The organism is Wolbachia endosymbiont (group B) of Eucosma cana, from assembly GCF_947250645.1.
Lineage (GTDB): Bacteria > Pseudomonadota > Alphaproteobacteria > Rickettsiales > Anaplasmataceae > Wolbachia.
In genome coordinates, this window is the sequence record NZ_OX366334.1 from 352,264 (window position 1) to 376,224 (window position 23,961).

At 33.1% G+C, this 23,961-nt stretch carries 22 protein-coding genes, 1 tRNA gene, 3 pseudogenes and 1 riboswitch; of the genes and pseudogenes, 18 read left to right on the plus strand and 8 right to left on the minus strand.

The window, feature by feature from the left end:
- Positions 1–32 precede the first annotated feature (32 nt).
- Positions 33–1,352: a malic enzyme-like NAD(P)-binding protein gene (locus tag OOK99_RS01720; protein ID WP_264719988.1), complete on the minus strand. Its 1,320-nt coding sequence runs from the start codon at positions 1,350–1,352 to the stop codon at positions 33–35.
- Between the two features lie 119 nt (positions 1,353–1,471).
- Here OOK99_RS01720 and pgsA point away from each other — a divergent pair, with 119 nt between their 5' ends.
- The 8 genes and pseudogenes from pgsA (at position 1,472) to OOK99_RS01760 (ending at position 7,481) form a co-directional block, all read left to right on the plus strand.
- On the plus strand, positions 1,472–2,014 hold the full coding sequence (gene pgsA / locus OOK99_RS01725) for a CDP-diacylglycerol--glycerol-3-phosphate 3-phosphatidyltransferase (RefSeq protein ID WP_264330557.1): 543 nt from the start codon (positions 1,472–1,474) through the stop codon (positions 2,012–2,014).
- Positions 2,015–2,113: 99 nt separating this feature from the next.
- Positions 2,114–3,049 carry a hypothetical protein gene (locus OOK99_RS01730; protein ID WP_406719329.1) on the plus strand — a complete coding sequence of 312 codons (936 nt, stop codon included), beginning with the start codon at positions 2,114–2,116 and terminating at the stop codon, positions 3,047–3,049.
- 70 nt (positions 3,050–3,119) lie between these two features.
- On the plus strand, positions 3,120–3,797 hold the full coding sequence (gene bamD, locus OOK99_RS01735; protein ID WP_143689106.1) for an outer membrane protein assembly factor BamD: 678 nt from the start codon (positions 3,120–3,122) through the stop codon (positions 3,795–3,797).
- 7 nt (positions 3,798–3,804) lie between these two features.
- Positions 3,805–4,545 carry a YebC/PmpR family DNA-binding transcriptional regulator gene (locus tag OOK99_RS01740; protein WP_264719990.1) on the plus strand — a complete coding sequence of 247 codons (741 nt, stop codon included), beginning with the start codon at positions 3,805–3,807 and terminating at the stop codon, positions 4,543–4,545.
- The gene (locus OOK99_RS01745; RefSeq protein ID WP_010404800.1) at positions 4,542–5,600 is read left to right on the plus strand and encodes a M23 family metallopeptidase; all 1,059 of its coding nucleotides are present in this window, start codon (positions 4,542–4,544) and stop codon (positions 5,598–5,600) included. Before OOK99_RS01740 ends, OOK99_RS01745 begins: the two co-directional genes overlap by 4 nt.
- Positions 5,584–6,377: pseudogene (locus tag OOK99_RS01750) on the plus strand (SPFH domain-containing protein). Before OOK99_RS01745 ends, OOK99_RS01750 begins: the two are co-directional and overlap by 17 nt.
- Before the next feature lie 76 nt (positions 6,378–6,453).
- Positions 6,454–6,556, plus strand: a riboswitch (TPP riboswitch).
- Positions 6,545–6,829, plus strand: coding sequence for a SemiSWEET family sugar transporter (locus OOK99_RS01755; protein ID WP_010404806.1), 285 nt, complete (start codon positions 6,545–6,547; stop codon positions 6,827–6,829). Its footprint overlaps the riboswitch before it by 12 nt.
- The gene (locus OOK99_RS01760; RefSeq protein WP_264719997.1) at positions 6,801–7,481 is read left to right on the plus strand and encodes a thiamine diphosphokinase; all 681 of its coding nucleotides are present in this window, start codon (positions 6,801–6,803) and stop codon (positions 7,479–7,481) included. The genes OOK99_RS01755 and OOK99_RS01760 overlap by 29 nt, the downstream gene beginning before the upstream one ends.
- Before the next feature lie 551 nt (positions 7,482–8,032).
- On the opposite strand, the gene OOK99_RS01765 is transcribed toward OOK99_RS01760, so the two are convergent.
- A protein-coding gene (locus tag OOK99_RS01765; RefSeq protein ID WP_264719402.1) for an IS630 family transposase occupies positions 8,033–9,044 on the minus strand; the annotation gives its coding sequence in 2 pieces (ribosomal slippage) (positions 8,033–8,581 and positions 8,583–9,044; 1,011 coding nt in all).
- A gap of 94 nt (positions 9,045–9,138) precedes the next feature.
- Here OOK99_RS01765 and OOK99_RS07120 point away from each other — a divergent pair.
- Positions 9,139–10,027, plus strand: a pseudogene (locus OOK99_RS07120) (transposase); the annotation flags it as partial.
- A 116-nt stretch (positions 10,028–10,143) separates the two neighbouring features.
- Here OOK99_RS07120 and OOK99_RS01785 read toward each other — a convergent pair.
- Together OOK99_RS01785 and OOK99_RS01790 are read right to left on the minus strand one after the other, a co-directional pair.
- Complete coding sequence (locus tag OOK99_RS01785) at positions 10,144–11,073, minus strand: gamma-glutamyl-gamma-aminobutyrate hydrolase family protein (protein WP_264686443.1); 930 nt, start codon at positions 11,071–11,073, stop codon at positions 10,144–10,146.
- A 60-nt stretch (positions 11,074–11,133) separates the two neighbouring features.
- Positions 11,134–11,206: transfer RNA gene (locus OOK99_RS01790), tRNA-Phe, on the minus strand.
- A 74-nt stretch (positions 11,207–11,280) separates the two neighbouring features.
- Here OOK99_RS01790 and coaD point away from each other — a divergent pair.
- Both coaD and OOK99_RS01800 read left to right on the plus strand, forming a co-directional pair.
- On the plus strand, positions 11,281–11,787 hold the full coding sequence (gene coaD, locus OOK99_RS01795; RefSeq protein WP_063630499.1) for a pantetheine-phosphate adenylyltransferase: 507 nt from the start codon (positions 11,281–11,283) through the stop codon (positions 11,785–11,787).
- 71 nt (positions 11,788–11,858) lie between these two features.
- Positions 11,859–12,068, plus strand: a complete 210-nt coding sequence (locus OOK99_RS01800) for a zinc-finger domain-containing protein (RefSeq protein ID WP_006013766.1) — start codon at positions 11,859–11,861, stop codon at positions 12,066–12,068.
- A 14-nt stretch (positions 12,069–12,082) separates the two neighbouring features.
- Here the strand turns inward: OOK99_RS01800 and OOK99_RS01805 are convergent, their stop codons facing one another.
- The 3 genes from OOK99_RS01805 to OOK99_RS01815 form a co-directional block, all read right to left on the minus strand.
- A complete protein-coding gene (locus tag OOK99_RS01805) occupies positions 12,083–12,709 on the minus strand; it encodes a phosphatidate cytidylyltransferase (protein ID WP_143689098.1) in 627 nt (208 codons plus the stop codon).
- Positions 12,699–13,394, minus strand: a complete 696-nt coding sequence (gene uppS / locus OOK99_RS01810; RefSeq protein ID WP_264719998.1) for a polyprenyl diphosphate synthase — start codon at positions 13,392–13,394, stop codon at positions 12,699–12,701. The genes OOK99_RS01805 and uppS overlap by 11 nt, the downstream gene beginning before the upstream one ends.
- 225 nt (positions 13,395–13,619) lie before the next feature.
- Complete coding sequence (locus OOK99_RS01815; RefSeq protein WP_264720000.1) at positions 13,620–15,485, minus strand: hypothetical protein; 1,866 nt, start codon at positions 15,483–15,485, stop codon at positions 13,620–13,622.
- A 263-nt stretch (positions 15,486–15,748) separates the two neighbouring features.
- Between OOK99_RS01815 and OOK99_RS01820 the strand changes: the two are divergent.
- A pseudogene (locus OOK99_RS01820) lies at positions 15,749–16,612 on the plus strand (transposase); the annotation flags it as partial.
- Positions 16,613–16,988: 376 nt separating this feature from the next.
- On the opposite strand, the gene ygfZ reads toward OOK99_RS01820, so the two are convergent.
- The gene (gene ygfZ, locus OOK99_RS01825; RefSeq protein WP_264337239.1) at positions 16,989–17,786 is read right to left on the minus strand and encodes a CAF17-like 4Fe-4S cluster assembly/insertion protein YgfZ; all 798 of its coding nucleotides are present in this window, start codon (positions 17,784–17,786) and stop codon (positions 16,989–16,991) included.
- 113 nt (positions 17,787–17,899) lie between these two features.
- On the opposite strand from ygfZ, the gene OOK99_RS01830 reads away from it, so the two are divergent.
- The 6 genes from OOK99_RS01830 to OOK99_RS01855 all read left to right on the plus strand — a co-directional run bounded on the left by OOK99_RS01830 (position 17,900) and on the right by OOK99_RS01855 (position 23,634).
- Entirely contained in the window at positions 17,900–18,190 is a 291-nt protein-coding gene (locus OOK99_RS01830; RefSeq protein ID WP_007302813.1) for a co-chaperone GroES, read from the plus strand.
- 81 nt (positions 18,191–18,271) lie between these two features.
- Positions 18,272–19,930 (plus strand): chaperonin GroEL, encoded by a 1,659-nt coding sequence (gene groL / locus OOK99_RS01835; protein ID WP_264720001.1) that lies wholly within the window; start codon positions 18,272–18,274, stop codon positions 19,928–19,930.
- Between the two features lie 287 nt (positions 19,931–20,217).
- Positions 20,218–20,721: a protein-disulfide reductase DsbD domain-containing protein gene (locus OOK99_RS01840; protein ID WP_264720002.1), complete on the plus strand. Its 504-nt coding sequence runs from the start codon at positions 20,218–20,220 to the stop codon at positions 20,719–20,721.
- 127 nt (positions 20,722–20,848) lie between these two features.
- Positions 20,849–21,796 carry a hypothetical protein gene (locus OOK99_RS01845; protein ID WP_143689581.1) on the plus strand — a complete coding sequence of 316 codons (948 nt, stop codon included), beginning with the start codon at positions 20,849–20,851 and terminating at the stop codon, positions 21,794–21,796.
- A 137-nt stretch (positions 21,797–21,933) separates the two neighbouring features.
- Positions 21,934–22,200 carry a protein-disulfide reductase DsbD domain-containing protein gene (locus tag OOK99_RS01850; protein WP_264720220.1) on the plus strand — a complete coding sequence of 89 codons (267 nt, stop codon included), beginning with the start codon at positions 21,934–21,936 and terminating at the stop codon, positions 22,198–22,200.
- Between the two features lie 108 nt (positions 22,201–22,308).
- Positions 22,309–23,634, plus strand: a complete 1,326-nt coding sequence (locus OOK99_RS01855) for an alanine:cation symporter family protein (protein WP_264720003.1) — start codon at positions 22,309–22,311, stop codon at positions 23,632–23,634.
- The last annotated feature ends 327 nt before the right edge of the window (positions 23,635–23,961 follow it).

Sequence of the window (23,961 nt, forward strand, 5' to 3'; positions counted from 1 at the left end):
ATTTTAATTATAAGTCTAAAATATGCAATTGATTATTGTGAAGACAATAGATTCAGCGTGCTGAGAGCACTAGCAAGACGAGATTTTAATTGACTTGCATACTCATTCCAGTCCTTTATTTCCTTTCTTGCTACACCTGAGGTAACTGCAGCTTTTGCAACAGCAGGAGATACTATAGAAATTAATCTTGGGTCAAATGGAGTAGGTATTATATATTCACGTCCATAGCTCATTTTACGACCACCATAGGCTGCAGATATCTCGTGCGGCACTGGCTCGCGAGCAAGCTTTGCTATTGCATCTGCAGCGGCAATTTTCATTTCATCATTTATTGTCGTTGCATATACATCAAGTGCCCCTCTGAATATGTAAGGAAATCCCATTACATTATTGACTTGGTTGTTATAATCTGACCTACCAGTTGCAATTATTGCATCTGGCCTTACAGATTTTGCAAATTCAGGCCTTACTTCTGGATCAGGATTAGCAAGAGCGAAAATGACCGGGTCTTTGCTCATGCTTTTTAACATCTCTTCGCTAAGCACATCCTTTGCAGAGAGTCCGATGAATACATCAGCGCCTTTTATGGTATCAAGTAGAGAACGTTCTTTAGTGTCAATTGCATATTTTTCCTTCCACTCATTCATGTCCTCTTTTCTGTCTTTATGTATTACTCCTTGTTTGTCACATAGTACTATGTTCTTAGCGCCCATAGACTTCAGTATTTCCAAACACGCAATACCAGCTGCTCCAGCTCCATTCATGATGATCTTGACGTCTTCTAATTTCTTTCCAGCAATATCGAGGGCATTTTCTATACCAGCTGCAACAACTACTGCAGTTCCATGTTGATCATCGTGGAACACTGGAATATCCATCAATTCATTTAGACGTTTTTCTATTATGAAACAATCAGGAGATTTTATATCTTCTAAATTTATTCCCCCCCAACTTGGCCCAAGATACCTTACTGCATTGATGAAATTTTCTATATCTTCTGTGTCAACTTCTATATCGACTGCATCAATGTCAGCAAAACGCTTAAATAAAACAGCTTTGCCTTCCATGACGGGTTTTGAAGCAAGAGGACCTATATTACCAAGCCCAAGCACTGCAGTGCCATTTGAAATGACAGCCACATAATTGCTTTTTGCCGTGTAATCATAAACAGCTTTAGGATTTTTAGCTATTGCAAGGCATGGGGCTGCAACACCAGGGGAATAAGCAAGTGATAGGTCATGCTGTGTGGATAAGGGTTTTGTTGGTATAACCGATACCTTACCAGGTTTACCACTTTTATTATGGTACTTAAGTGCTTCTTGTTTTGTGGTGTTATCTAAATCATTATTCATGCTTTGAGCTTATTGTTAGTAATTTTTTAAGTATATGGGGTTTTTATGAATGTTCAACTATTAGCTTGTGAATTCTGTTGTACTTCTGTATAAGTTTATCTACCAATAGTGTGACTTACATGCTTAAGAAAAACGTGCCTAATTTGCTAACAATTTCTCGTGCGCTCGCGATACCGGCAATAATATCAAGCTTTTATATAGAAAGTAAATATGCAAGTCTAATAACAATATTGATCTTTATGTTTGCGTGCATTACAGATTTTTTTGATGGTTATTTAGCACGTGCATGGAAAGTCCAATCGAATTTTGGCAAATTATTTGACCCAATTGCTGATAAGTTAGTAGTAGTTTCAACAATAATCATGCTAGTTTATAAGCAAAAAATAGATGATGTTACAATTATACCGTCAGTTATAATTGTTTGTAGGGAGATATTAGTTTCGGGTTTACGAGAGTTTTTGATAGCTACAAACGTTAGTCTACCTGTGAGCAAAGCTGGGAAAATTAAAACATTTTTTCAGATGGTTGCTATAGTGGCATTAATAATGAGTGATTATGAAACAACTAAATACATAGGTGTGATTTGTTTGTGGGCTGCAGCTGTTATGACTATGTGGTCAGGCTATAATTACGTTCTAGCTGGCATCAAACAGATTGACTAAATTGCTTAAGAGTATACAAAGAAAGTTAATAATTTCACAATATTGACTGATTAGTTAAAATCCTGTATAATGTATTAGTTTATAAGTTGGTCTGTTCATATGACTAGTATTACAGGCACTAAGTTTTTTTTAAAAAGATCCAAAGGTAAAAAAGGTGCTAAAATGGAAGATTTTTTCTGGGATTTTTGGCCAACAGTTGATGAAGAAGTCAGAAAAGAAAGAGAGGAAGAAAAAAGCAAAAAGCTCGAACAAGAACTATTAACACTAAAAAAAAGAGAGCTACATAGGAAATGTGTATCATTGGTAACAATGGTTCCATTTGCATTATTGATGGCAATTGAGCTCGAAAAAACATGTAGCGATCAGGTATTACTTGGCCTTATAAGCGGTGCATTAGGCCATATTATATTACCTTTCACAGTCTTATCTCTTATTTGCACGCTATATTTAATTTATAATGATAGAAAAATAGCAGAAAAAGAACGAGAGTTGGAGAATATTGAAGATGGAGAAAAAGAAAAGAGAGACATTCCTTATACAGTTGATGATTACTGTAACTATGCTGATGCTGCTTTAGTTACATTAGTTATTGTGGCTAGCATAGTAAGCGAAGCATTGGCACAAGGAATAATAGAAGACGTAGCTTTTTCAATTTCTAGTATATTCTACTTTGTAGCGAGTGCTACTTTTTGCTATTGTGAGTACAAGAAAAATAAAAATTCTGAAGTAGAAAAAGAGCAAGGCTTTGATGAGAAATTTGAAAAAAAGACAAGCAATATGTCTACAGCTAAGTTAATGCTTGCTGGTTCTTCTTTATTACTAATTAGGAGGATAATGTTGATTTCTGAAGTAGCATTAGCATCATCTGCTGTTGGGCCTGCTTTAGGTCTGGTAGGTATTGCTCTTTTGATGGTCGGAAGTGGATTGATCATACATTCTTATATTAGAAAGCTAGAGAACGTAGAAGTGAGTGGAAAAGGTGTTCCAACAGGTGCTGGTATAGGTAATATAGGGAAAGGGCAGGTTTTTGCTTGATGATAATGCCAAAAATTTGTTTATTTAGGTAATATTTAGCCTATACTTTATTTTGATCAAAAAAAATCTTATGTATAAGACTTTAATCATATGCTTTTTTCTCCTTATTTGCTCCTTTGTGCATTCGTATGGGGATGATCTGGAACACACTGAAACTGAACTATATGAGGAGGCAGTTAAGCTTTATGATCAGAAAAAATATAAACAAGCTATTAGAGCATTTCAAAAGATAGAGGATTTGTATCCTTTATCTTATTGGGCAATGAAAGCAAAATTATTATCTGGAGTTTCTTACTATAATATGGGTAACTACAGCAGTGCTGCAAGTGATATGGATGATTATATATACGTTTATCCAAATGGTGAAGATTTGCCATATGTATATTACTTAAGAGTATTATCTTATTACATGCAAATTAATAAAGTGCAGCTTGGGCAACAAATTGCATATAAAACTTTAGAGCTAGCTACTGAATATATTAATCTTTTTCCGAATAGCGAATATATAGAAGAGATCAAAGAAAAAGAAAAATTAATCACAGAACATATATCAAAAAAAGAGTATTCTATTGGTGAATTTTACCTAAAGCGTGGTGAATATTTAGCAGCAATTAAGCGTTTTCAAAATATGATAAGCGATAAATATTCTTCTAGAGTTATTAGTTATTTAATAACAGCTCACTTAGCTCTTGGCCTTGACTTAGAAGCTGAGCAGTATGAAAATATGTTAGCAGAAGGGGTGAATTAGTTTTCTTATGGCTGGTCATTCACAGTTTTCAAATATAAAACATCGAAAAGGTGCTCAGGATGCAAAGCGCTCGCAAAAATTTACGAAGCTCATTAGGGAAATAACAGTTGCTGCAAAACAAGGGCTGCCTGATCCCGAACTCAATCCACGTCTTCGCTCTGCTATCTTTGCTGCGCGAAAGGAAAATCTACCAAAAGATAAAATAGAAACAGCAATAAAAAATGCAGCTGGTAACGTTGCTGGAGAAAGTTATGAAGAAATACAATATGAAGGCTGCGGACCTTCTGGTGCTGCACTTATTGTCCATGCTCTGACAAATAATCGCAACCGAACTGCTTCTGAGATACGTTATATCTTTTCTCGCAAAGGCGGTAATTTGGGAGAAACAGGATGTGTGAGTTACCTTTTCGATCATGTAGGCTTAATTGTCTATAAAGCAGGGGGTATAAATTTTGAAGATTTATTTAACTATGGAATTGAATTAGAAGTATTGAATGTTGAGGAAAATAACAAAGAAGAATTATATGTTATAACTTGTGAAGTAAAAGACTTTGGTAAAGTACGTGACGCTTTCTATACAAAATTTGGAGAACCAGAACTTGCTCGTCTTTCATGGCAACCAAAGGACCTGATTGAAGTGAGCGACAAAGAATTAATTGATAAATTATCTACATTAGTTGAAGAGCTAGAAGATAATGATGATGTGCAGTATGTTGAAGGTAATTTTATTTTTGCTGATAAACTATGAGGCTGGTAATACTTCCACTGCTTTGTATTTTACCAGCATATGCAACTGAAACATTTGCGCAGAAATACTATTGTCATTCCAGTGCCCAGACACTGGAAATTGATTGTAAACAGCACGCTATACAACATTTTCGATTAAAAAACTGTTCAAGCACTGGAATAACAGAAAGCAACCTAAACCACTTTCCAGCGTTACTTCAGCACGGGATCAGGAAAAAAAAAGCTGCTTTGGTGACAGAAAGTGATAGAAAGTTGTTATTCATATCCAGTGACATAAAATCCTCTTTTTTTGACGCAGAAGGTTTGGCGCCAAATACAGTAATGAGATTAATCGACATATATAAAGGTTATGGTGTAGATTTTAAAAAAGACATTGTGCCCAAAAGCAAATTGGAGGTGCTGTGTGAAAAATCACTCAGTAATCAGAAGGCCGAAGAAAAAATTTTATATACTTCACTGACAACAGATAAAAAGGTCATTAGCTTGTATCATTATGAGTCACAAGAAGCAAAAGAAGTGTATTTTAATAAAGAGGGGGTAAGCTTGAAGAGTAGCGAAATTTTTGTAAATCCTTTAAACGGAGATTTTCGTATATCTTCGAAATTTGGTAATAGAAAGCATCCTGTTCGCGGTAAAATTGCTTTTCACAAAGGAGTAGATTATGCAGCTAAGCTTGGCAGTCCCATATATGCTGCTGCAGAGGGTGTGGTAGAATATATAGGAAAGAATGGTGGCTATGGAAATTACATCAAAATAAAACACAAAAATGAATATTCAACTTGTTACGCACATATAAGCAAATTTAGTAGCGATATAAAGTTAGGCTCTAAAGTAAAGCAGGGGCAGATCATTGCTTATGTCGGCAGCACTGGTGTTGCAACAGGACCTCATTTACATTATGAAGTTATATATAATGGTAAACATATTGATCCGCTTACGATAGCTCATGGCAATGAGATAAAGTTGCCTGATCGTGAATTAAGAGAGTTTAAATTATTTGTAAGTAAGGTAGATGAAATAATCAGCAGAGAGGGTGCAAGTGAAAAAGCAATCTGATAAAGACAGCACAGATAAAAATACGATAAGTGATAGAAATCTAAGTAAAATTCAGGCTTTTCCTGTACTAATAGCGCTAGGGTTAATTTTATTGGTACTTTTTGTGTATGACAGCACAATTGCACTTGGAGTTGCTGCTGTTTCAATTTTGACTTTTCTTCAGGCACTTTTCGTTAATGACCCTAATGAAGCAAGAGTGATAGAGTTTTTTGGTCATTATATTGGAACTTATTTTAAGTCTGGAATATGCGTAACGCTTCCGTTTTCGAGTAAATATAGAGTGTCTCTGAAATTTCAGAATATTAACACAGAAAAAATTAAAGTTAATGATGCTAATGGAAGTCCGATAGAGATTTCAGTAGTAATTGTTTGGAGAGTGAGCAGTCCTGCGAAGGCATATTATAATGTTAATAATTATCATGATTTTGTTTTTGTGCAAAGTGACTCGGTAATTAGAGAACTGGCAAGTAATTATCCGTATGATAGCGAAAACGATGAGGAATCTTTGCGTAAAAATTCTGATAAAATTTCAAATGAATTGAGATCAATGCTACAACAAAGATTGAATATTGCTGGAATTGAAATTGCAGAAGCAAGAATATCGCATTTGGCCTATTCATCTGAGATTGCACAAGCAATGCTGAGGCGTCAACAAGCGCATGCCATCACCTCTGCAAGAAAGCATATAGTGCAAAATGCAATAGGAATTATCGAAGAAGTAATAGCCCATTCTCTGAGCAGGATGCACAGCCGACTATTAGTTTGGATAATAATTAGCATAGAAGCCGATTGGGTTTCATGAATGCAAGTCACTGTTAATTTCTTGATTAATAGACTAAATGATGTTATAAATTACACGCATTAGGGGTGCTCTAAAAAAGCTGAGAGTACATAAAGTACAACCCTTTGAACCTGATCTTGTTAAAACAAACGTAGGAAAATGTATGTATATAAATATTGAAGAATGCTTTGGCTTCATCGCGTTCATTACATCTCTCATTGGGTTATTGCCTCAAGTATATAGAGCATATATCACAAAACTTACTCGTGACATATCGATGCTAATGTTGGTGAATTATCTTATTTGTTCATCATCTTGGCTTATTTACGGTATTTGTCAGGGTTTAACTTTTGTGATACTCAGTAATATTGCTGGATTAGTGATCAGTATAATATCAATTGTTCAAAAATGTTACTACGATGCAAAAACTGCACGGAGCGTTTTATAACCATATGCTACATTGTAGCGTGGAGCAAGAATATCGTTCTATTGTAGTACTAAATGGAGAAATGCCTGATTCATCGTTTTTTAAACAAGATATACCTGTTATTGCTGTAGATGGAGGAGCAAACAAGCTTCTATCAATTGGCGTAAAACCTGATCTTGTAATAGGAGATTTGGATAGTATAAATCCGAATTTACGTGCTAATTTAAATACAGTATATCTACCTGATCAAGATTATTGCGACTTTTCTAAAGCAATGGCTCACTTAAAAACAGTAAAGTTATTGCCATCAATAGTAACGGGTATTACTGGAGGAGCAATTGATCATATACTACAAAATATCAACATTTTTTCAAGTACAGATAGTATCTTTTATATGCCTTCGCCTTCCATGGTGGGGTACGCCTTACAAAAGGGTATTACCTATTTTTCCTCTTTGCTAAAAAATACTAAAATGTCCTTACTTGGTATACCGAAAGCTCAAATATCAACTAAAGGATTACAATGGGAACTGTACCTTAGTAACCTTGCTTTTCCAGGAAAGAATTCTTGCTTTAATCGAAGTTTAGGCAATGAGTTATCTATAGAAATACACAGCGGCGTGTGTTTAGCAATGATATATTTAGAAGCAGTAAATGATGATGGTGTGTATTGAGTTAAAACATTAAGAAAAAAAAAGTAGAAAAACCGTGTTAACACTAATTCTAAAAACTACAGGCGCCTGTTATTAGCTAAAGTAAAGGTCAAATATCTGGAATTCTGGACATAAAATCCTCCTGTATAAAAAAGATTCAGAATGTACACACAACAGATGTGGCTGAATTTTTATTGAAAAATTGGTTAAAAGGTCTGCAGACCGAGATAGATTTTGAGCTCTCTAAATATCTCTGCTATCATTATAATGGCATCTTGAGTATGCGGAAGCAATTTTTTCATTAAAATAAAAAATTTTATTCTACAGCGCGGCTACTTGAATGACAAGGGCCACTCGGATGATAAGAAATGGATCACTGAAAAAAGTAGGTGTCATTCCAGCGTGTGACGCTGTAATCCACTCTTTTCGTTAATCTCATCAACTTAGGATTACTTTTGTACCTAAAATTCCTAGATTCCAGTGGGCTTTGTTGCATAGGTCAAATAAAAAGAGCTGGCAGTTACTGACAAAATTCACTATAAGACAAGCATTTAACCTACTAATACCAATTCTCATTGTTGTGGAGTCAAATAGGAAACAGAGCAGAGTTGTTTAATTGTAGAAGTAGCAAGAGAGGTAAGAAATTTGCATAAAGTGCTCTCAAGCAAAGCAATAGTACTGTATATTTTATTGCGCAAAATGTTCTGTTTTATATATAACCAAAGCCTCTCAACAGGATTAAGTTCAGGTGAATATGGAGGTAGGTATATAATCTCAATGTTTTTAGGTACCTTTAAATTTTTTGACTTATGCCAACTAGCACAGTCCATAACAAGAACAGCTTCTCTTGTCCCTAGATATTGCAACATTTGCTCAAGAAATATATTCATGCAATCAGTGTTAACATTTGGTGCAAATAAGCTAAAACTCTCTCCATTTTTAGGATTAACTGCACTGTAGAGATAAAAATTATGCCTACCTAACTTTATTTTAACCCGAGTTCTAGTACCTTTTTTAAACCATCCATGCCCAACTTTCGAATGTGTGCCAAACCTTGATTCATCAAAGAAAAATAGCTCTTTTTCAGGATACTTTCCAATAACTTCATTGAGATTTTTTTTTGAATTCCTCTTGTTTACTTTTATCTTGTACGTTGTGTACTGGTCTTGGTGTAATATATGAAAATTTCATCTTTTGCATATGGCGGTGTACTGTAGATTTGCTAATATTTAAGTCGAACTTTTCCTGTATTCTTATTCTCATTTCTTTAATGGTAATATTAGGGTTTTCTTCTATCCATGCTTCAATTTGCTGTAGTTGAGCCTGATTTAATTTAGTTTTTCTTCGGCGTGATCGAGAAGCAAACAGTTTTTCTTCTCTGCCAAATTTCAAGAGTTTTATCCACGAAGTTAGTGCCTTTCTTGAAATGCAATATATTTTTGCTACAGACGTTATACTGTACTTTTTTGCTGCAATTACAGCGTTTAGTTTTTTTGAAACATATGCATTATTCCTTACTTTCTTCAGCATCTCTTTTGCTGATTTTACTACTTCTTCATCCAATAATTTTGATCTGAGTGCCATTTATACCTAAACTATTTCACTTATTTCATTATGGCTTTTCTTCCATTATTGTCTATCTGTTTCCCGTGTAACGGGAATTGGTATAAAGAAAAATATGCCACAAAAAATGAGAGTCAGTAACTGCCATGAATATAACAAATTTCTCCAAGAGAGGGTAAATATTTTTTATTACGTCAATGATGCCATAGAAAATTGGTACGAAAAAGGTCCAAAAATGGCTGTTGGCAACTATATTTATAGCGATAAGGTCGTGATTCTGGTTCACATAATAACTTATTTATTTAGAATAGGTCTGAGACAAACAGCGGGATTTATAGCAGGGTACCTTGAGCAAAACTTGCAAGTTATTACAGGCCTCAAGAAGGCTTAAAAAACTTAACATCAAAATTGAAGACATGATAAAAATAATACAGAAGATATTGAGATTGCCATAGATAGTACAATAATATTCCAGGTCATAGCAAGGCAAATGGTACAGATAGAAAGTATCGCCGCTATGAGCAAACAAGATGTAATGCTAGAGATAGGTAGCAAAAAAGTTATAGCAGCAAAATACAGTGGTGGAGTTTATTCTGACCACTATGGAGCATGTGATCTTATTGCAAGGATTGATGTTAATATAATATAAGCACACTATATGCAGACAGATCGAAAGAAGTTATACAAACTGTGCGATGAGCTTGACATAAAGACAAGGATTCCTCCGCAAAATAATGCAGTAGAGCATCCAAAGTTGGATTATATGGATGAGAGAAATTCTACAATCAAGCTCATAAAGTCATATGATGAAGATGGTATGAAGAGGTGGAAAAAAGAGATAAATTATGGGAAGAGATCTTATATAGAAAGTTTTTTCTCGCGACTGAAGCAAACATTTTGGTTTAGTTTTAGAAACAAATCTGAGGTTAATCGTGAGAGAGCTCAAGTGTTATTTGCTTAACAAAATTACTGATATAGGCATGGCTAAATTTGAGATAGCTTCATTCCACGTTACCTATTATCCGAAGAGTGATGCAATAAAGCCATTCCAGTGTCACAAGCTGGAATAACAAGAAAAAGGGTACTGGCATGACATTAGATGATTTTCCTTATTTTAGCATTAAACGCGATGAAGAAAATCATTTATAATCGCTATAGCAACTAGTGTTGAAACCTGACGTACCTTTTGGCTTGACAAACGAGAGTTTTTATCTGATTTGACAACAAGGGCTTCTAGATGACTTTGAAAGTAAATATTACCATGCTTATCTTCGATAGCTTCTATTACCCCGTCATTGGCAAATGCTGCAATTTTATATCCAAGTAGCTCTAGCCTTCTTCTATTCTCTGTAGTATTACTTACTGTACCTGAATGAGCATTCGGAAAATAAGTTGAAAACCAGCCATTTTGATTAGGTAGTAAAAATCTAGCTACCACTTTTTCCAAACGACTACCTGGAACAATTTTTATCTGCTGAAGAGGTATATTCTCTTTTTGTGCTGATTTTAAATGATTCTTCTCATCATTAACAACATTTGTTACTTCAATTTCTTTTGCATACATAATGTCTTGTAAACCACCGCATATGGCAAGCAAATGAATTGTAGGATTGTCATCTACTATTTTTACAATTGCTTCATTCACAAGCTGGCGGTAAGGGTTAAGAGCTGAATGAAAGTTATCTGAAATAAATATTCTGTTTATCTTTTGCTTTTTGATAAATTTTGCAACTTCAACTTTTATTCGATCTAGTATCAGCTTTTTTGCCAATATTTCATCTTGTTTTGCAAACTCTTCTTGGATTTCTTTTAGATTAATTATTTTGTCGTAGTCAATGAATATAGTTTTAACCCCAAAATTATTGAATATCTCATAGATATTTTGAGATTCATCTGTTTTCAATAAACCAACAATTATATTATAATTTACTGCATTCTCTGCTGTCAAAGCAGATGGTTCTTTGTTTGCTTTTTCACTATAAGCGATATTACTTAATAGTAGAAATGTAATTAATAGTATATTAAATATTCTATTGTAACATTTATACATTATTTCCTAAATAATTATATTAATACTATAATATACTATAGAACATTAAGAAAAAGAATGTGGCCTGAGCAGGAATCGAACCAGCGACACAAGGATTTTCAGTCCTTTGCTCTACCAACTGAGCTATCAGGCCAACTACGTACTTTCATTTTTAGACAAAAAACGTTATCATGTCCATCAAAAGTTTTTGAAGTATAGAAACAAAGAATGAACATTAATAACAAAATAGGAATTTATCCTGGTACATTTGATCCTATAACTTTGGGGCACCTTGACATAATAAAAAGAGCATGTAAGCTAGTCGATAAGTTAGTAATTGGTGTTGCAGAAAATGTTAACAAACATACTAGTTTCAACATAAATCTACGCACAAGCATGGCTGAAAATGAAGTGAAAGGACTAGGAATTGACGCAGATGTCATATCTTTCAATGGATTATTAATGAATTTTGCCAAAGAGCAAAATGCTTCTGTTATTATCAGGGGGCTCAGAGCAGTATCAGATTTTGATTATGAATTTCAAATGAGCTGGGTAAACTATAAACTCCTTCCTGAAATCGAAACTATATTTCTTCCTGCATCTGAAGATACTCAATTTATCTCATCAGTTTTTGTGAAAGAAATAGCGAGATTAGGAGGAGATGTTAGCAATTTTGTATCAAAAAGTGTCCAAAGCGAATTGATTAATCTAAATAGGGTAAAAAATGGAGAATAAATATTTGTTGTTTTCTCCACTTCAAAGCGGTTATGCTCGATGTACAAAATACTATAAAATAAAGGAGCAGTATGTCAGAAGTGAGGGATAATAATCTAATAGTTTGCTGCCGTGGTGATGAGAATGATGATGGTTCTGGTCATCCAGTAGTATATTTACATAAAGAAGGAGAAATGTATTGTCCTTATTGCAGTAAGCCCATGAGTGAAATAGTAAACTCCGAAGAATTTCAATTTGTTGAGGTGAAAGCAGTGAATAAAAAGGAAAGGACCAAAGGTTAATAGCACTTCATTCTTTAGCTTATGTAAATAGCAATAAAGGGGGCAGTAAAGATGAAACTGTCCATACGGTCAAGTACTCCTCCATGGCCAGGTATTATACCTCCACTATCTTTAACATTGTAAACTCTTTTTATGAGTGATTCAGTAAAGTCTCCAAGTTGGGCTAGAATAGCAATTGTAACGCCAATTATTGGGGAATAGAAAATTGGAAATAAACTCAAAAATATTGAGCCAAAAATTGTACACACTATTCCAGCTAAGACTGCACCAAAAAGTCCTAACCAAGTTTTCCCAGGGCTAATGATTGGACAAATTCTAGTTTTACCAAAATTTTTGCCGAAAAAATAGGCAGCAATATCGATGCTCCAAATAGTTAAGATAAGCCATACTAATGCATATTTTCCCTGTGGTAGATTATATAGGCATATTAGCGAGGCATTTGGTAGTGCGATTAATAGTAATGCGAAAATGTATAAGATTCTATTGCCCTGAGTTAGATTATACCATTCAAAAGAAGATAAAACTGCAATTGAAAAAATTAGTAGATAAAATGATAAATCACTGAAATATGTAGCAAAAGAAAATATGAGTAATATTACTATTGAGGACAATATTCTAACCATAAAGTTATTATCTACCATATTTTTTTTCTCTTTTTGTATAATCTTCTAGTGCTTTGGTCAAATCTTGACAAGAAAAATCGGGCCACAAAGTATCACAAAAATACAATTCAGCATAAGCTGCTTGCCATAATAAAAAATTGCTTAACCTTTTTTCGCCACCAGTGCGAATTAATAAATCCAATTTTGGCAAATCTTTAGTATACAGAAATTTTTCAAATTCCTCTTCCAATACGCAATCAATATTTCCTTTTATGACGTTGTTGATAGCATGTATAATTTCCTGCTTTGCTCCATAACTAACTGCAACAGTGAGTAATAGACCATCGTTCTTATGTGTCACTTCTTCTGCTTTTTTGATTTGATCGAATATTTTACTGGGCAATAGACTTAAATTGCCAATAAAATTTAACTTAATGTTACAATTGTAAATGAATTTCATTTTATCTTCATTAGTTAAAGTGGAGTAAAATAAATTAAATAGGTAGTCTGTTTCGTTTTCAGATCTGAGCCAATTTTCCATGGAAAATGCATACAAAGTTAAGTAAGGTATGGCCAGGACTGTGCAATGCTTAGCAATATCAAATACAACCTCACTGCCTTTTCTATAGCCATCAATTTTTACCCTTCCTTGATTCTTTGCCCACCTACCATTACCATCCATAATAATTGCTAGATGTTTTGGCAGAGATTCTAGATTCAACATTTGAATTCAACCTGTTCTAATTAGCTTAATGTGTATGAAACGTTCACTATATCCACCTAAAACTATATTATTACTGAAAAATCATTGATAGTCTATATTACAAAAATTTTCTCAACCTCGGTGTCAGCTACCAGTGATTTTACCAAGAAAATATAGTAAAAACAGTCTGATATAGATGGTTTTACGATATAGTAAAATTATTATAAATAAATGAATTTAGTAGTGTTAGGAATACCTAGCTCTTTCATGTGGATTGATATTTTCAATAACTTGCTCTAGAGATAAATTATATAATGTTGACACAGGTTCTTTGCATCCAATATATCTTTTAAATCTAGGGAATGATATAAGTGAATTTATATTTATGTCCTGCTCTTGAGGAAGATCTTTAACGTCTAAGCCAATCTCTGGGGAAGGATATTGAGTATATATGCTCAGCTCTTGGGGAACATATTTAATTATATCTTCGTAAATACGTTCCTTGTTGTTCAAGTAATCGATATTAATATCTGTAATTTTACCAGCTTTACGCAGGAGTATAGCAAGCCTCAAAGTCGACTTTACGCTAGGTTTAAAATTTTTAAATATATTAACAAATACCTTACCAGTAACATTATCTGTTATTGCTTTTAGCTCTTGAGTGGTAACAGAATTGATGCCCTTAACAGCATTTTGATCTTTTAGTAGTGTTATAATCCTTTTGCCATTCAATTGTGCACTATCAAGTAGAAGTCGAAATTTTTCAGTATTAATAGAATTGATAAAATCCCGACTGTTTAGTAAATCCATAATCATGGGGCAATCAAACTTATTACTACTAGATATAAGTTCAAGTTTTTCAAGATCGATAGAATTGACTCGAACGAATAGACTCTGACATTTTAGTATTTCTCTAACATCTGTAGGATTAAACTTAACGCTTTTGCATATAATTTTTAATCTATTACCATCAATAGAATGGAGTTGAGGTAATGAAGTCTCTAGTATTTCTGCAATCTCTTTATCTGTAAAAAAATAATCACTTTTCATGATACTAACTTTACTCTCATCAAGAGAATTGATTTGATCAAACAAACTCTGATCTTTCAGTAAATTCATAATATATCCTTGATCAGAATATCTAAATATCAAGTCAAATATTTTACGATTCATCGAATTGATGCGTTTAACAACTTCCTGATTTTCTAGTAATTCTATAACAATACTGGTACCATAAAACTGCCTAAATACGGATTTAGATTTTTCAGGATCAATCAAATTTATAAGCTTAATAAATTCTCGATCTTCTAGTACTTTTATACTACTAAACTTATCATTCTCAACTATGTATTTAAGTAGTTCTTCACTAATAAGGTTGATATTCTCAATAGTGTTTGGATTTTTTAGTAATTCTACAATAATACTGGTATCATTAAACTTATCAGTATTAAGTATGATTTTAAATTTTTTAGGATCAATCGAATTGATACGTTCAAGAATTTTCTTATTTTCTAATAATTTTGTCATATCTTCATTACTAAACTTACCGATGTCAAATATGAATTTAAGTATTTCTTCATTAATATAAAGCTGACTACCATCAACAATACAAAACTGATTACCATGAAAAACATAAAACTGATCATCATCAACACGGTTTTCATTATCAGTATCATTTCCTTTATTTCCTAGTGCTTCTTTAGCAAAGTTATTCAGATCATTTTTTTCATCTTCCTTGTCATCAATATTATCATAATATTCATGATCTTCTTCACTCCCCTCGTCATCACTACTGTCAAATTCATCACTACAAACCTTCCCATCTTTTAGCATTTTTAGTATGCCTCCTTCATTTAATATCACTTCAAACACGTCATCATCAAAATCATTGATGTTATCAACGATCTCCTTATTTGATAGTAATTCTTCAATACCTTTGCAACTAAACTTATTATTATACTTGCATAAGATTTTAAGTTTACTGTAATCCATTGAATTAATGCCATCAACAACTCTTTGAATTGATAGTAACCTTCTGTTATAAGCCTTGCATATCAGTTGAAGTTTTTCGTTATCTAAATCTTCTGCATTGCCTGCTTTATCAGAATCCATAATCTTATTTTAATTTACTTAGTATTTTAGTTTAAAATATCTAGAAAAAATAATCAAGCATCTTTAGCCAAACTTTCTAATAGATAAATTAAAAAAAATTGAACGTTTGGTAATGACGACATATGTGGAGAAGGATGGCAACCACCACAATTCGGGAACATTTAAAAAAGCATAAGGGTCAAGTTAAGGAAATAAAGGTATGAAGAAGATAGGATAAGAAGATATAAAATTCTCTCGGATATATTTTAGTGAGAGAACTAATGATGAATAAAATAACTTGCTTATCAAATTACCTCAACAAATTTTTCAATGAAATGGCAAATAATTGAAACAGAAAAGGAAAAGAAAATTGAGTAATTGATGATTCATAAAAGCTATAATTTTGGGTAATATAGGGGTTACAGACTGAATCATAGATACAATGTGCCAATTATTAAATGAAGAATCTGTGATAATAACGAAACAGGGTTTAGATTTCAGGTTTACTAAAGAAGCAGTAGAATTTATGAAAAGAATGTACAATGGCTTTATTTAAAATACCCTGCAAATTGATTGTAGAATCTTGCAGCAATTTAAAAGCATTGGATAGTAGCTTTGCCTAACAGCATGGAAAATCTATATAAAGGTTATGGACAAAGGTTATGAGAGTAACACTAAGTGTGGAATAAAGTTAAAATTAGTTTTTGATTACCTAAATCAGACATTGGATCAACTTAACATAACGGAGGGAGTAAGAAGGTTATAGGGAGAAGTTGCTAATATCTGACCTTGGTTCAAGTTCTTTTAAACAGATCAATGGAACGGGAGCTTATTTTATAAGTCGTTGATACCAATGTATATGCTATAGAAACAAATCAAAAAATGGAATTATTGGAATGTTTAGGAGACAAGCTATTTTTAGAAATGAAGGTGTTGTTGGGAAAAGAAGCAAAGATTAGAGTAAGAATGATATGTCATAAATTAACTGAAGAGCAGTCTCTAGCCAGAAGAAGAAAAGCTAATAAATTGGCAAAATCACATGATCTTCCAAAAGGAATCAGAAATTGTTGAACTGGTCAAAACTAATATTCCAGAGGATAAAATTAGTGCTGAGCAAGTATTACAGAGTAAGGTGGCAAATTGAGTTGTTTTTAGATTGGCAGATATTTTTATTAGCATCGAAAATTACATAATGTATATTATGGAAAATATAAGAAACACAAGCTTTCAGCAAGAGAAAATGCAATTTTTGCTCTTCTTAAACAGCATAAAAAAGTGCCTGTTGAACCTCCAGATTAATATCTAAAAATACTCAAGTATTACTTTAAAAGTTTTACCTTGAAGTATCTAAAGCATTACTTTAAGAATGTTTAAAATTTTAATTTAAATACCATTCCTTACCTTCTTATTGTCTATTATCAAAAAAGTGTTAAAATAGCAATTAATTATATTAGTTTTTGCATAACTATATCAGCTTGGTTGCTTCATTGTTTGTTTCTTTTCTTTCAAACTCGAATAGATATTTTATAACGTCTTAATGCTAACTCCACCGACATATAAATTTGCGTGGCTTTTTCCAGTATTAAGCAATACAAGTCCAATATTGTCAACACTAGAGCGTAGTTCTCCTACTTCTTCATTATGTTCATTGATTACTTTAGTGCCAATATTTGGAAGTGCATTTTTTCCCTCAACAAGGTAAAGTTTCCTTCTGAATTTTTCTTGTCTGCTCATTCGATTTACAACTTCCTGACCTATATAGCACCCTTTATTAAAACTTATACCATTTATCTTATCGATTAAATATTGCAGCGGAAATGATGAATTTTGCACCATATCTTTTGCTCCATCTGGGACAAGGTTTGTAATTCTAACTTTTTCATACTGAATAAAATCTCCAACCGGTTCTTTTATTTCATCTTTATGTATGATCCTCATTCCTAGCAGCTTGTGCCTTGGATCTTGAAAAATAACTTGTGACTTACTACTACACTCCGCCAACTTAGCATCAAACAAAACTCCAACCTTATATAGTGCACTAATGTCTTTAATTTTCACTCTCAAATAAGTTTTAAGTAAATCTAGTTTCTCGATAATTTGCTGTAAGTGCACATTTTCGCACTCTAAGAAAATATATCCACCATATTCAATGAGAAAAAAATCGTACAGATATTTTCCCTGAGGGTTGAGTAATAAAGAGTAAATTGCCTGCTGGCTACTTAGTTTATTAATGTCATTTGTTATAATACCCTGAAGAAAATCTCTCGTATCTGGTCCGTATAAAGATATTACACTACGGTTTGCTAGCGGTATGTAACCCATAAAACTTCTGTTCAAACCTTAAATTATACACTTTTACTAACTCCAGCCCTTGAAATGTAACCTTTAGATGACTACATAGAATTGTAGGTTAATCTATTAATGAGGAAACATAAATGTCAAGTGTAAATTTGAATGTATTAGATGATAACGTGCTAATAAAGCCTATTACTGAAGAAAAACAAGGTGGAATTGTACTACCATCAAGTGCTGAAAAGAAGCCTACTAAAGGTGAAGTTATAGCAATTGGTAGTGGTTCACGCAACTCAAGCGGAGAGCGTATAGCTTTAACTGTAAAAACTGGTGATAAGGTTTTCTACAGGCAGTGGGCTGGCACAGAAGTAGAGCATGACAATGAAAAGTATGTCGTGATGAAGGAGTCAGACCTACTTGCTGTTATCAAGTAGGTATCCCTATTTTAATGCGCTATATAGTGCATTATGTATTTTAATATTCTAAATTTTTTATTAATTTAAGGAGTGATAAAAATGGCTAACATAGTAGTATCAGGCGAACAGTTGCAAGAAGCCTTTCGTGAAGTTGCAGCAATGGTTGACTCAACGGTGGGAGCAACTGCAGGGCCTAGGGGAAATACAATAGGAATTAGTAAGCCATATGGTGGACCAGAGGTCACAAAGGATGGCTATAAGGTAATGAAAGGTATAAAGCCTGAAAAACCATTACACTCTGCGATAGTAAGCACCATTGCTCAAAGTGCTTCTCAGTGTAATGACAAAGTTGGTGATGGTACCACAACATGCTCAATACTGACTAGCAATATGATAATGGAAGCTTCAAAGTCAATTGCAGCTGGAAATGATCGTATTTGTATCAAAAATGGAATACAGAAGGCAAAAGATGTGATATTAAAGGAAATTACATCAATGTCTCGCACAATTTCTTTAGAGAAAATGGATGAAGTTGCACAAGTTGCAATAATTTCTGCAAATGGTGATAAAGATATTGGTAATAGCATTGCTGATGCTGTTAAAAAGGTTGGAAAAGAAGGCGTCATCACTGTTGAAGAGAGTAAGGGTTCAAAAGAATTAGAAGTTGAACTTACAACTGGTATGCAGTTTGACCGTGGTTATCTCTCTCCATACTTTGTTACAAATAATGAAAAGATGAGTGTGGAGCTTGATGATCCATATTTGCTGATTACAGAAAAAAAACTTAATATTATTCAACCTTTACTTCCTATTCTTGAGGCTATTTTTAAGTCTGGTAAACCTTTGCTTATCATTGCAGAAGATGTTGAAGGTGAAGCATTAAGCACTTTAGTGATCAACAAATTACGTGGTCTAAAAGTTGCTGCAGTAAAAGCTCCAGGTTTTGGTGATAGGAGAAAGGAGATGCTCGAAGATATAGCAGCTTTAACAGGTGCTAAGTATGTCATAAAAGATGAGCTTGGAATCAAGATGGAAGATTTGACTCTTGAAGATCTTGGTACTGCTAAAAATGTTAAAATCACTAAAGACAATACCACAATTGTTAGTGAAGACAGCGACTGTGACAAACAAAACAGAGTAAATGCTAGAATTAACCAGATTAAATCTCAGATTGAAACTTCAACCTCTGATTATGACAAAGAAAAGCTAAGAGAGCGTTTAGCAAAATTATCAGGCGGTGTTGCTGTACTCAAAGTTGGTGGAGCAACTGAAGTAGAGGTAAAAGAACGTAGAGATAGAGTAGAAGATGCACTTCATGCAACAAGAGCTGCAATTGAAGAAGGGATAGTTCCAGGTGGAGGAGTTGCACTTCTTTACGCTGCATCTGCTCTTGATAAGCTAAAAGCTTCAAGCGATGAAGAGCAAATAGGTATCAACATTGTCAAAAAAGTTCTCAGTGCTCCAATCAAAAGATTGGTTAAAAATGCTGGTCTTGAATCTGCTGTTATAATTGACTATTTGATTAAGCAGAATGATAAAGAGCTTATATACAACGTTGAGGCTATGAACTACGCTAATGCATCAACAGCTGGTGTAATTGATCCGGCAAAAGTAGTTCGTATTGCTTTTGAAACAGCAGTGTCTGTAGCAAGCGCACTTATTACTACTGAATCTATGATAGTTGATCTACCAAACAAAGAAGAAAATGCTTCATCACCTATGGGTGCAGGAGCAATGGGCGGAATGGGTGGATTCTAAGTAAACAAGAGCCTTGGAGCAAGTTGCTCCAAGGTATCTTTCTAGTTCTAAAAAGTCTTACATTTATAAAGGAAATAAATTTGTGGTTTTCTATGCAAAGCCACTACTATTTATATTTGTTACGTCTCTTTAATATTATAACTGCTTAAAAATAAAAAAATAATATATGAAAGTTATAATTGCTACTATATTTGTATTAGCATAATATTATATTAACAAATGATTTATATAATATTTTTATTATAATAGATAGAACTTAAATTATTTTCTTCATAAATAGAGTATTTATGAAAATACGTATATACTCAATCCTACTTTTACTTTTTTCTTGCACTCAATTGTGCGCTGAAGAAGAAGTTGCAAAATTTGATCTGCTCATTGGTAAGGTAAATAAAGCAAACCTCACCATTGAAGGCGCAATAAAGGTTACAATAAAACCAGGTTGGCATATATATTACAAAGACCCTGGAGATTTCGGCCTTCCTACTTCCTTTGACTGTCAGGGTAACATATCAAATATAGATATTCATTGGCCTACTCCCAAGGAACATGAAGATAAAGTTGGGGAAGTTACATTTGTTAGTAACATATATGAAGATATGGTGTTATTTCCCTTTAAAACTAATATCATTCCAAATCAGGAATACGTTGATATTAACTTTCATATAAAGTACGCAATATGTAAAGATAGGTGTATCCCTAAAAATGCCGAGATAAAAACCAGTCAACCACTAAAGGATTTTATAGATTCTGATATCAATAAACTCATAAATGAGTGGTACAAGAAGTAAGGTTAAAAAGCAAGAGCTTAACAACTATAGTTGAGAAAGAGCTTTAAAAGCCTTATGTGCAATTAAAATCATTAATTATTTACTATATTATGTTAATATAGTAATATTAATTTTTTGATATACAATCATGACTCATCAATGTAAACACATAATAAATGAAACTGCTAATCAAAAAAAAGAAGAAGGAATAGAAGGTGTGATTATTACTACAGCACACGCTTCAGATGATATGCACAACTGCGTAAAACGTGCAAATTATTCTACTCTTACTAAGCACATTTGTCAACCTGGTTGGTTTATAAAGGACCTATTGGAGGAATTTTTTCCTGAATTAATACACAATGAAAACATCATGCATTATACTAACCCAAACCCTGTTAAGGAATACTATGCAGCAAATTTTGCTATAACATTTGAATGTAAGGAAGATGCAAAGTGTGGAAATGCAATAGATTATACAAACTTTTTACCTAGCGGTATATGGTGTAGTGGAAAAGGTAAAACGAATACTAGCGGTAAGGGTTATCCTTACAATGAGCTCTCTGCTGATAATAACAATAAAAGTGCATGTTATCACAGTAAAGATTTTAATAAAAATGCACTTCATAACAAAAATTTCTTCTGGAATACAACGTGTCCTAATCTAGTATTAGATCGTAGCGTAGAAGAGCTAAAAGAATGTGCAGGTAAAACTATAGTTGCAAAATTGGTATCACCTTTAATAATTGTTGATAAGAGTAATATGATAATAGATAAAGATGGCAACAATACTAAAATACCCTATCTTCACTTAGAGCACTTCTTAACTTTTGACGGTAAGCTTAAAGATGATCCTAAAAACAACTGTGCAATTTATAAGAACCTCACTAAGAAACCCACTGAATTAATTGAATTAAAAGATAAAGTTTTATGGACTTCCGACAAAGAAGTAAAGTTGATAATTCCTGACACTGGTAATATGAGATGTTTAGGTTCTCCTAGTAAAAGTGAGAGCGTAATTCAAAAGAGTGATGAGATAACTACTGATAACGAAGAGCTCCCTAGCTATAACTACAGTAATGATTATGTGCTATAATTTTCTTGAATGTACGCTCAAGAAAAGGTTTATTGCTACAATTTTCATGATACAAAAATAAGCTTAGGTATTTTAACTTTTTTATAAGGTTTGATACCTACTCTCTTTCCTTTCAGCTATAAACATACAATATAGATATTCATTGGTCTACTCCCAAGGAACATGAAGATAAAGTTGGGGAAGTTACATTTGTTAGTAACATATATGAAGATATGGTGTTATTTCCCTTTAAAACTAATATCATTCCAAATCAGGAATACGCTGATATTAACTTTCATATAAAGTACGCAATATGTAAAGATAGGTGTATCCCTAAAAATGCCGAGATAAAAACCAGTCAACCACTAAAGGATTTTATGGATTACGATATCAATAAACTCATAAATGAGTGGTATGAAAAATAGGATTTTAGCAGGCTTACTATAGCTTTTATAGTGTTACTTCTCATAAACAATAAGTTAGGTATTTTTCAATTTTTGCTATATACTCGAGTAAAAATCTCTCTTTTACAGATGGATACAGTAAAGTTTGTTTTATTACTGCCAACAATACTACTCATACTAGTTGCTGGTGTTTACCTATCGGTTAAACTAAAATGGTTACAGGTGTTTAGACTACCGTATGCCGTTTCACTTATTGGAGCTAAAAGAGGAGAAAATAAATTTTCTTCTATAGCTGCTCTGTTTACAATCTTAGGGGGAAATTTAGGAGTAGGAAATATTTCAGGAACTGCTGTTGCTCTAAAAACCAGAGGACCGGGATCCATTTTATGGATGGCAATCATTATTGTTGTTACTTCTGTGATAAAATATGTTACTTGTTACCTAAGTATAAAAACCAGAAAAGAAAAAAATGGACGGTTTATAGGTGGACCTGTAGCCTACATGACTGATGCATTTAATTCTAGAAAAGCTACAGTTGTGTTTCTAGTTATTATGATGATGGTTTCAATAACAGTTGGTAACCTTGTTCAGGTAAATTCTCTATCAATACCACTCAGCATGGTAGATATACCTGTAGTCATTGGCGGCATTGTAATGGCCATAATATTTTTTGTTGTTGCAGCTCTCAGCTTAAAAAAAATTAAAATTTTTATATCGGCTATGATACCGATAATGACGGTAAGTTACCTCACACTTTGCGGTATCATATTATTTAAGTTTAGTGAAAATATTCTTCCTTCTCTAAAACTAATAACAAGCAATTTTTTTACAACTAGTAGCTTTAACTCTGGCTTATCTTTAGGTTTAATTTTAGAAATGTTGACTATTATTCAAGTAGGAACTCTGCGAGGTATTTTTGCAACAGATATAGGACTTGGCCTCGAAGGAATTGTACACTCCTCGATTACTCCTAAAAAAAATAACAATAAATTTATCATTGAACAGAGTCTAATCACAATAATATCTCCTTTTATAGTTGCACTCATAGTGTTCATTACAGCAATGGTACTGCTTGTCACAGATTCTTGGATTACTGATTTAGAGAGCACTAACATGTGCATTTTTGCTTTTAGAAAAGCTATGAATTGGCCCTATACTGACTATTTAATTATGGCTATAATGTTTTGTTTTGCCTTTACTACTATCTTTACTTGGTTTTTTTGTTCAAAACAAACAATACGCTATGTATCTATGGATAATAAATACACTAAAATCTGGACTGTAGTTTTTACCTTAATCATTCCATTTGGTGCAATCGGTGGAGTTAAGTTACTCTGGGATATCGCTGATATTTCAATTGCTGCTTTGCTGCTCATAAACATACTTGCTATACTCAAGCTCACTTCTCAAGATCCAGAAGTATTTACTATGAGTAACAAATATTTGAAGTTGTAAAACAGAGCTAAAGCAATATTTTAAGTTATCATCCCAGTCTGGAATCCAGCCTTTCATGAACTTCATCAAAAATGTTATGTTTTAACATAATACTTTTATGCTCACTAACTGAGTGCCACTGGATCCCAGTGTCAGCTACTCAAATGACATACTTTTTGGTGAAAATTACTCTTATACTACAACGTTTGTAGTTATGAATTTGACTATAGGATCAAGTCTAGAAAAATCTAGATTCCAGACTGGAATGACAACTTAAATTGCTTGATGTGAACATAAAATAGCTCATGTCATCACGTTAGCAATACAACTTCTTTAATAAAAACTAAA

Excerpts from the sequence above, each read along its gene's own strand:
- OOK99_RS01720 (WP_264719988.1), bottom strand. The coding sequence starts at position 1,352 with ATGAATAATGATTTAGATAACACCACAAAACAAGAAGCACTTAAGTAC.
- pgsA (WP_264330557.1), top strand. The coding sequence starts at position 1,472 with ATGCTTAAGAAAAACGTGCCTAATTTGCTAACAATTTCTCGTGCGCTC.
- OOK99_RS01730 (WP_406719329.1), top strand. The coding sequence starts at position 2,114 with ATGACTAGTATTACAGGCACTAAGTTTTTTTTAAAAAGATCCAAAGGT.
- bamD (WP_143689106.1), top strand. The coding sequence starts at position 3,120 with ATGTATAAGACTTTAATCATATGCTTTTTTCTCCTTATTTGCTCCTTT.
- OOK99_RS01740 (WP_264719990.1), top strand. The coding sequence starts at position 3,805 with ATGGCTGGTCATTCACAGTTTTCAAATATAAAACATCGAAAAGGTGCT.
- OOK99_RS01745 (WP_010404800.1), top strand. The coding sequence starts at position 4,542 with ATGAGGCTGGTAATACTTCCACTGCTTTGTATTTTACCAGCATATGCA.
- OOK99_RS01755 (WP_010404806.1), top strand. The coding sequence starts at position 6,545 with ATGTATATAAATATTGAAGAATGCTTTGGCTTCATCGCGTTCATTACA.
- OOK99_RS01760 (WP_264719997.1), top strand. The coding sequence starts at position 6,801 with ATGCAAAAACTGCACGGAGCGTTTTATAACCATATGCTACATTGTAGC.
- OOK99_RS01785 (WP_264686443.1), bottom strand. The coding sequence starts at position 11,073 with ATGTATAAATGTTACAATAGAATATTTAATATACTATTAATTACATTT.
- coaD (WP_063630499.1), top strand. The coding sequence starts at position 11,281 with ATGAACATTAATAACAAAATAGGAATTTATCCTGGTACATTTGATCCT.
- OOK99_RS01800 (WP_006013766.1), top strand. The coding sequence starts at position 11,859 with ATGTCAGAAGTGAGGGATAATAATCTAATAGTTTGCTGCCGTGGTGAT.
- OOK99_RS01805 (WP_143689098.1), bottom strand. The coding sequence starts at position 12,709 with ATGGTAGATAATAACTTTATGGTTAGAATATTGTCCTCAATAGTAATA.
- uppS (WP_264719998.1), bottom strand. The coding sequence starts at position 13,394 with ATGTTGAATCTAGAATCTCTGCCAAAACATCTAGCAATTATTATGGAT.
- OOK99_RS01815 (WP_264720000.1), bottom strand. The coding sequence starts at position 15,485 with ATGGATTCTGATAAAGCAGGCAATGCAGAAGATTTAGATAACGAAAAA.
- ygfZ (WP_264337239.1), bottom strand. The coding sequence starts at position 17,786 with ATGGGTTACATACCGCTAGCAAACCGTAGTGTAATATCTTTATACGGA.
- OOK99_RS01830 (WP_007302813.1), top strand. The coding sequence starts at position 17,900 with ATGTCAAGTGTAAATTTGAATGTATTAGATGATAACGTGCTAATAAAG.
- groL (WP_264720001.1), top strand. The coding sequence starts at position 18,272 with ATGGCTAACATAGTAGTATCAGGCGAACAGTTGCAAGAAGCCTTTCGT.
- OOK99_RS01840 (WP_264720002.1), top strand. The coding sequence starts at position 20,218 with ATGAAAATACGTATATACTCAATCCTACTTTTACTTTTTTCTTGCACT.
- OOK99_RS01845 (WP_143689581.1), top strand. The coding sequence starts at position 20,849 with ATGACTCATCAATGTAAACACATAATAAATGAAACTGCTAATCAAAAA.
- OOK99_RS01855 (WP_264720003.1), top strand. The coding sequence starts at position 22,309 with ATGGATACAGTAAAGTTTGTTTTATTACTGCCAACAATACTACTCATA.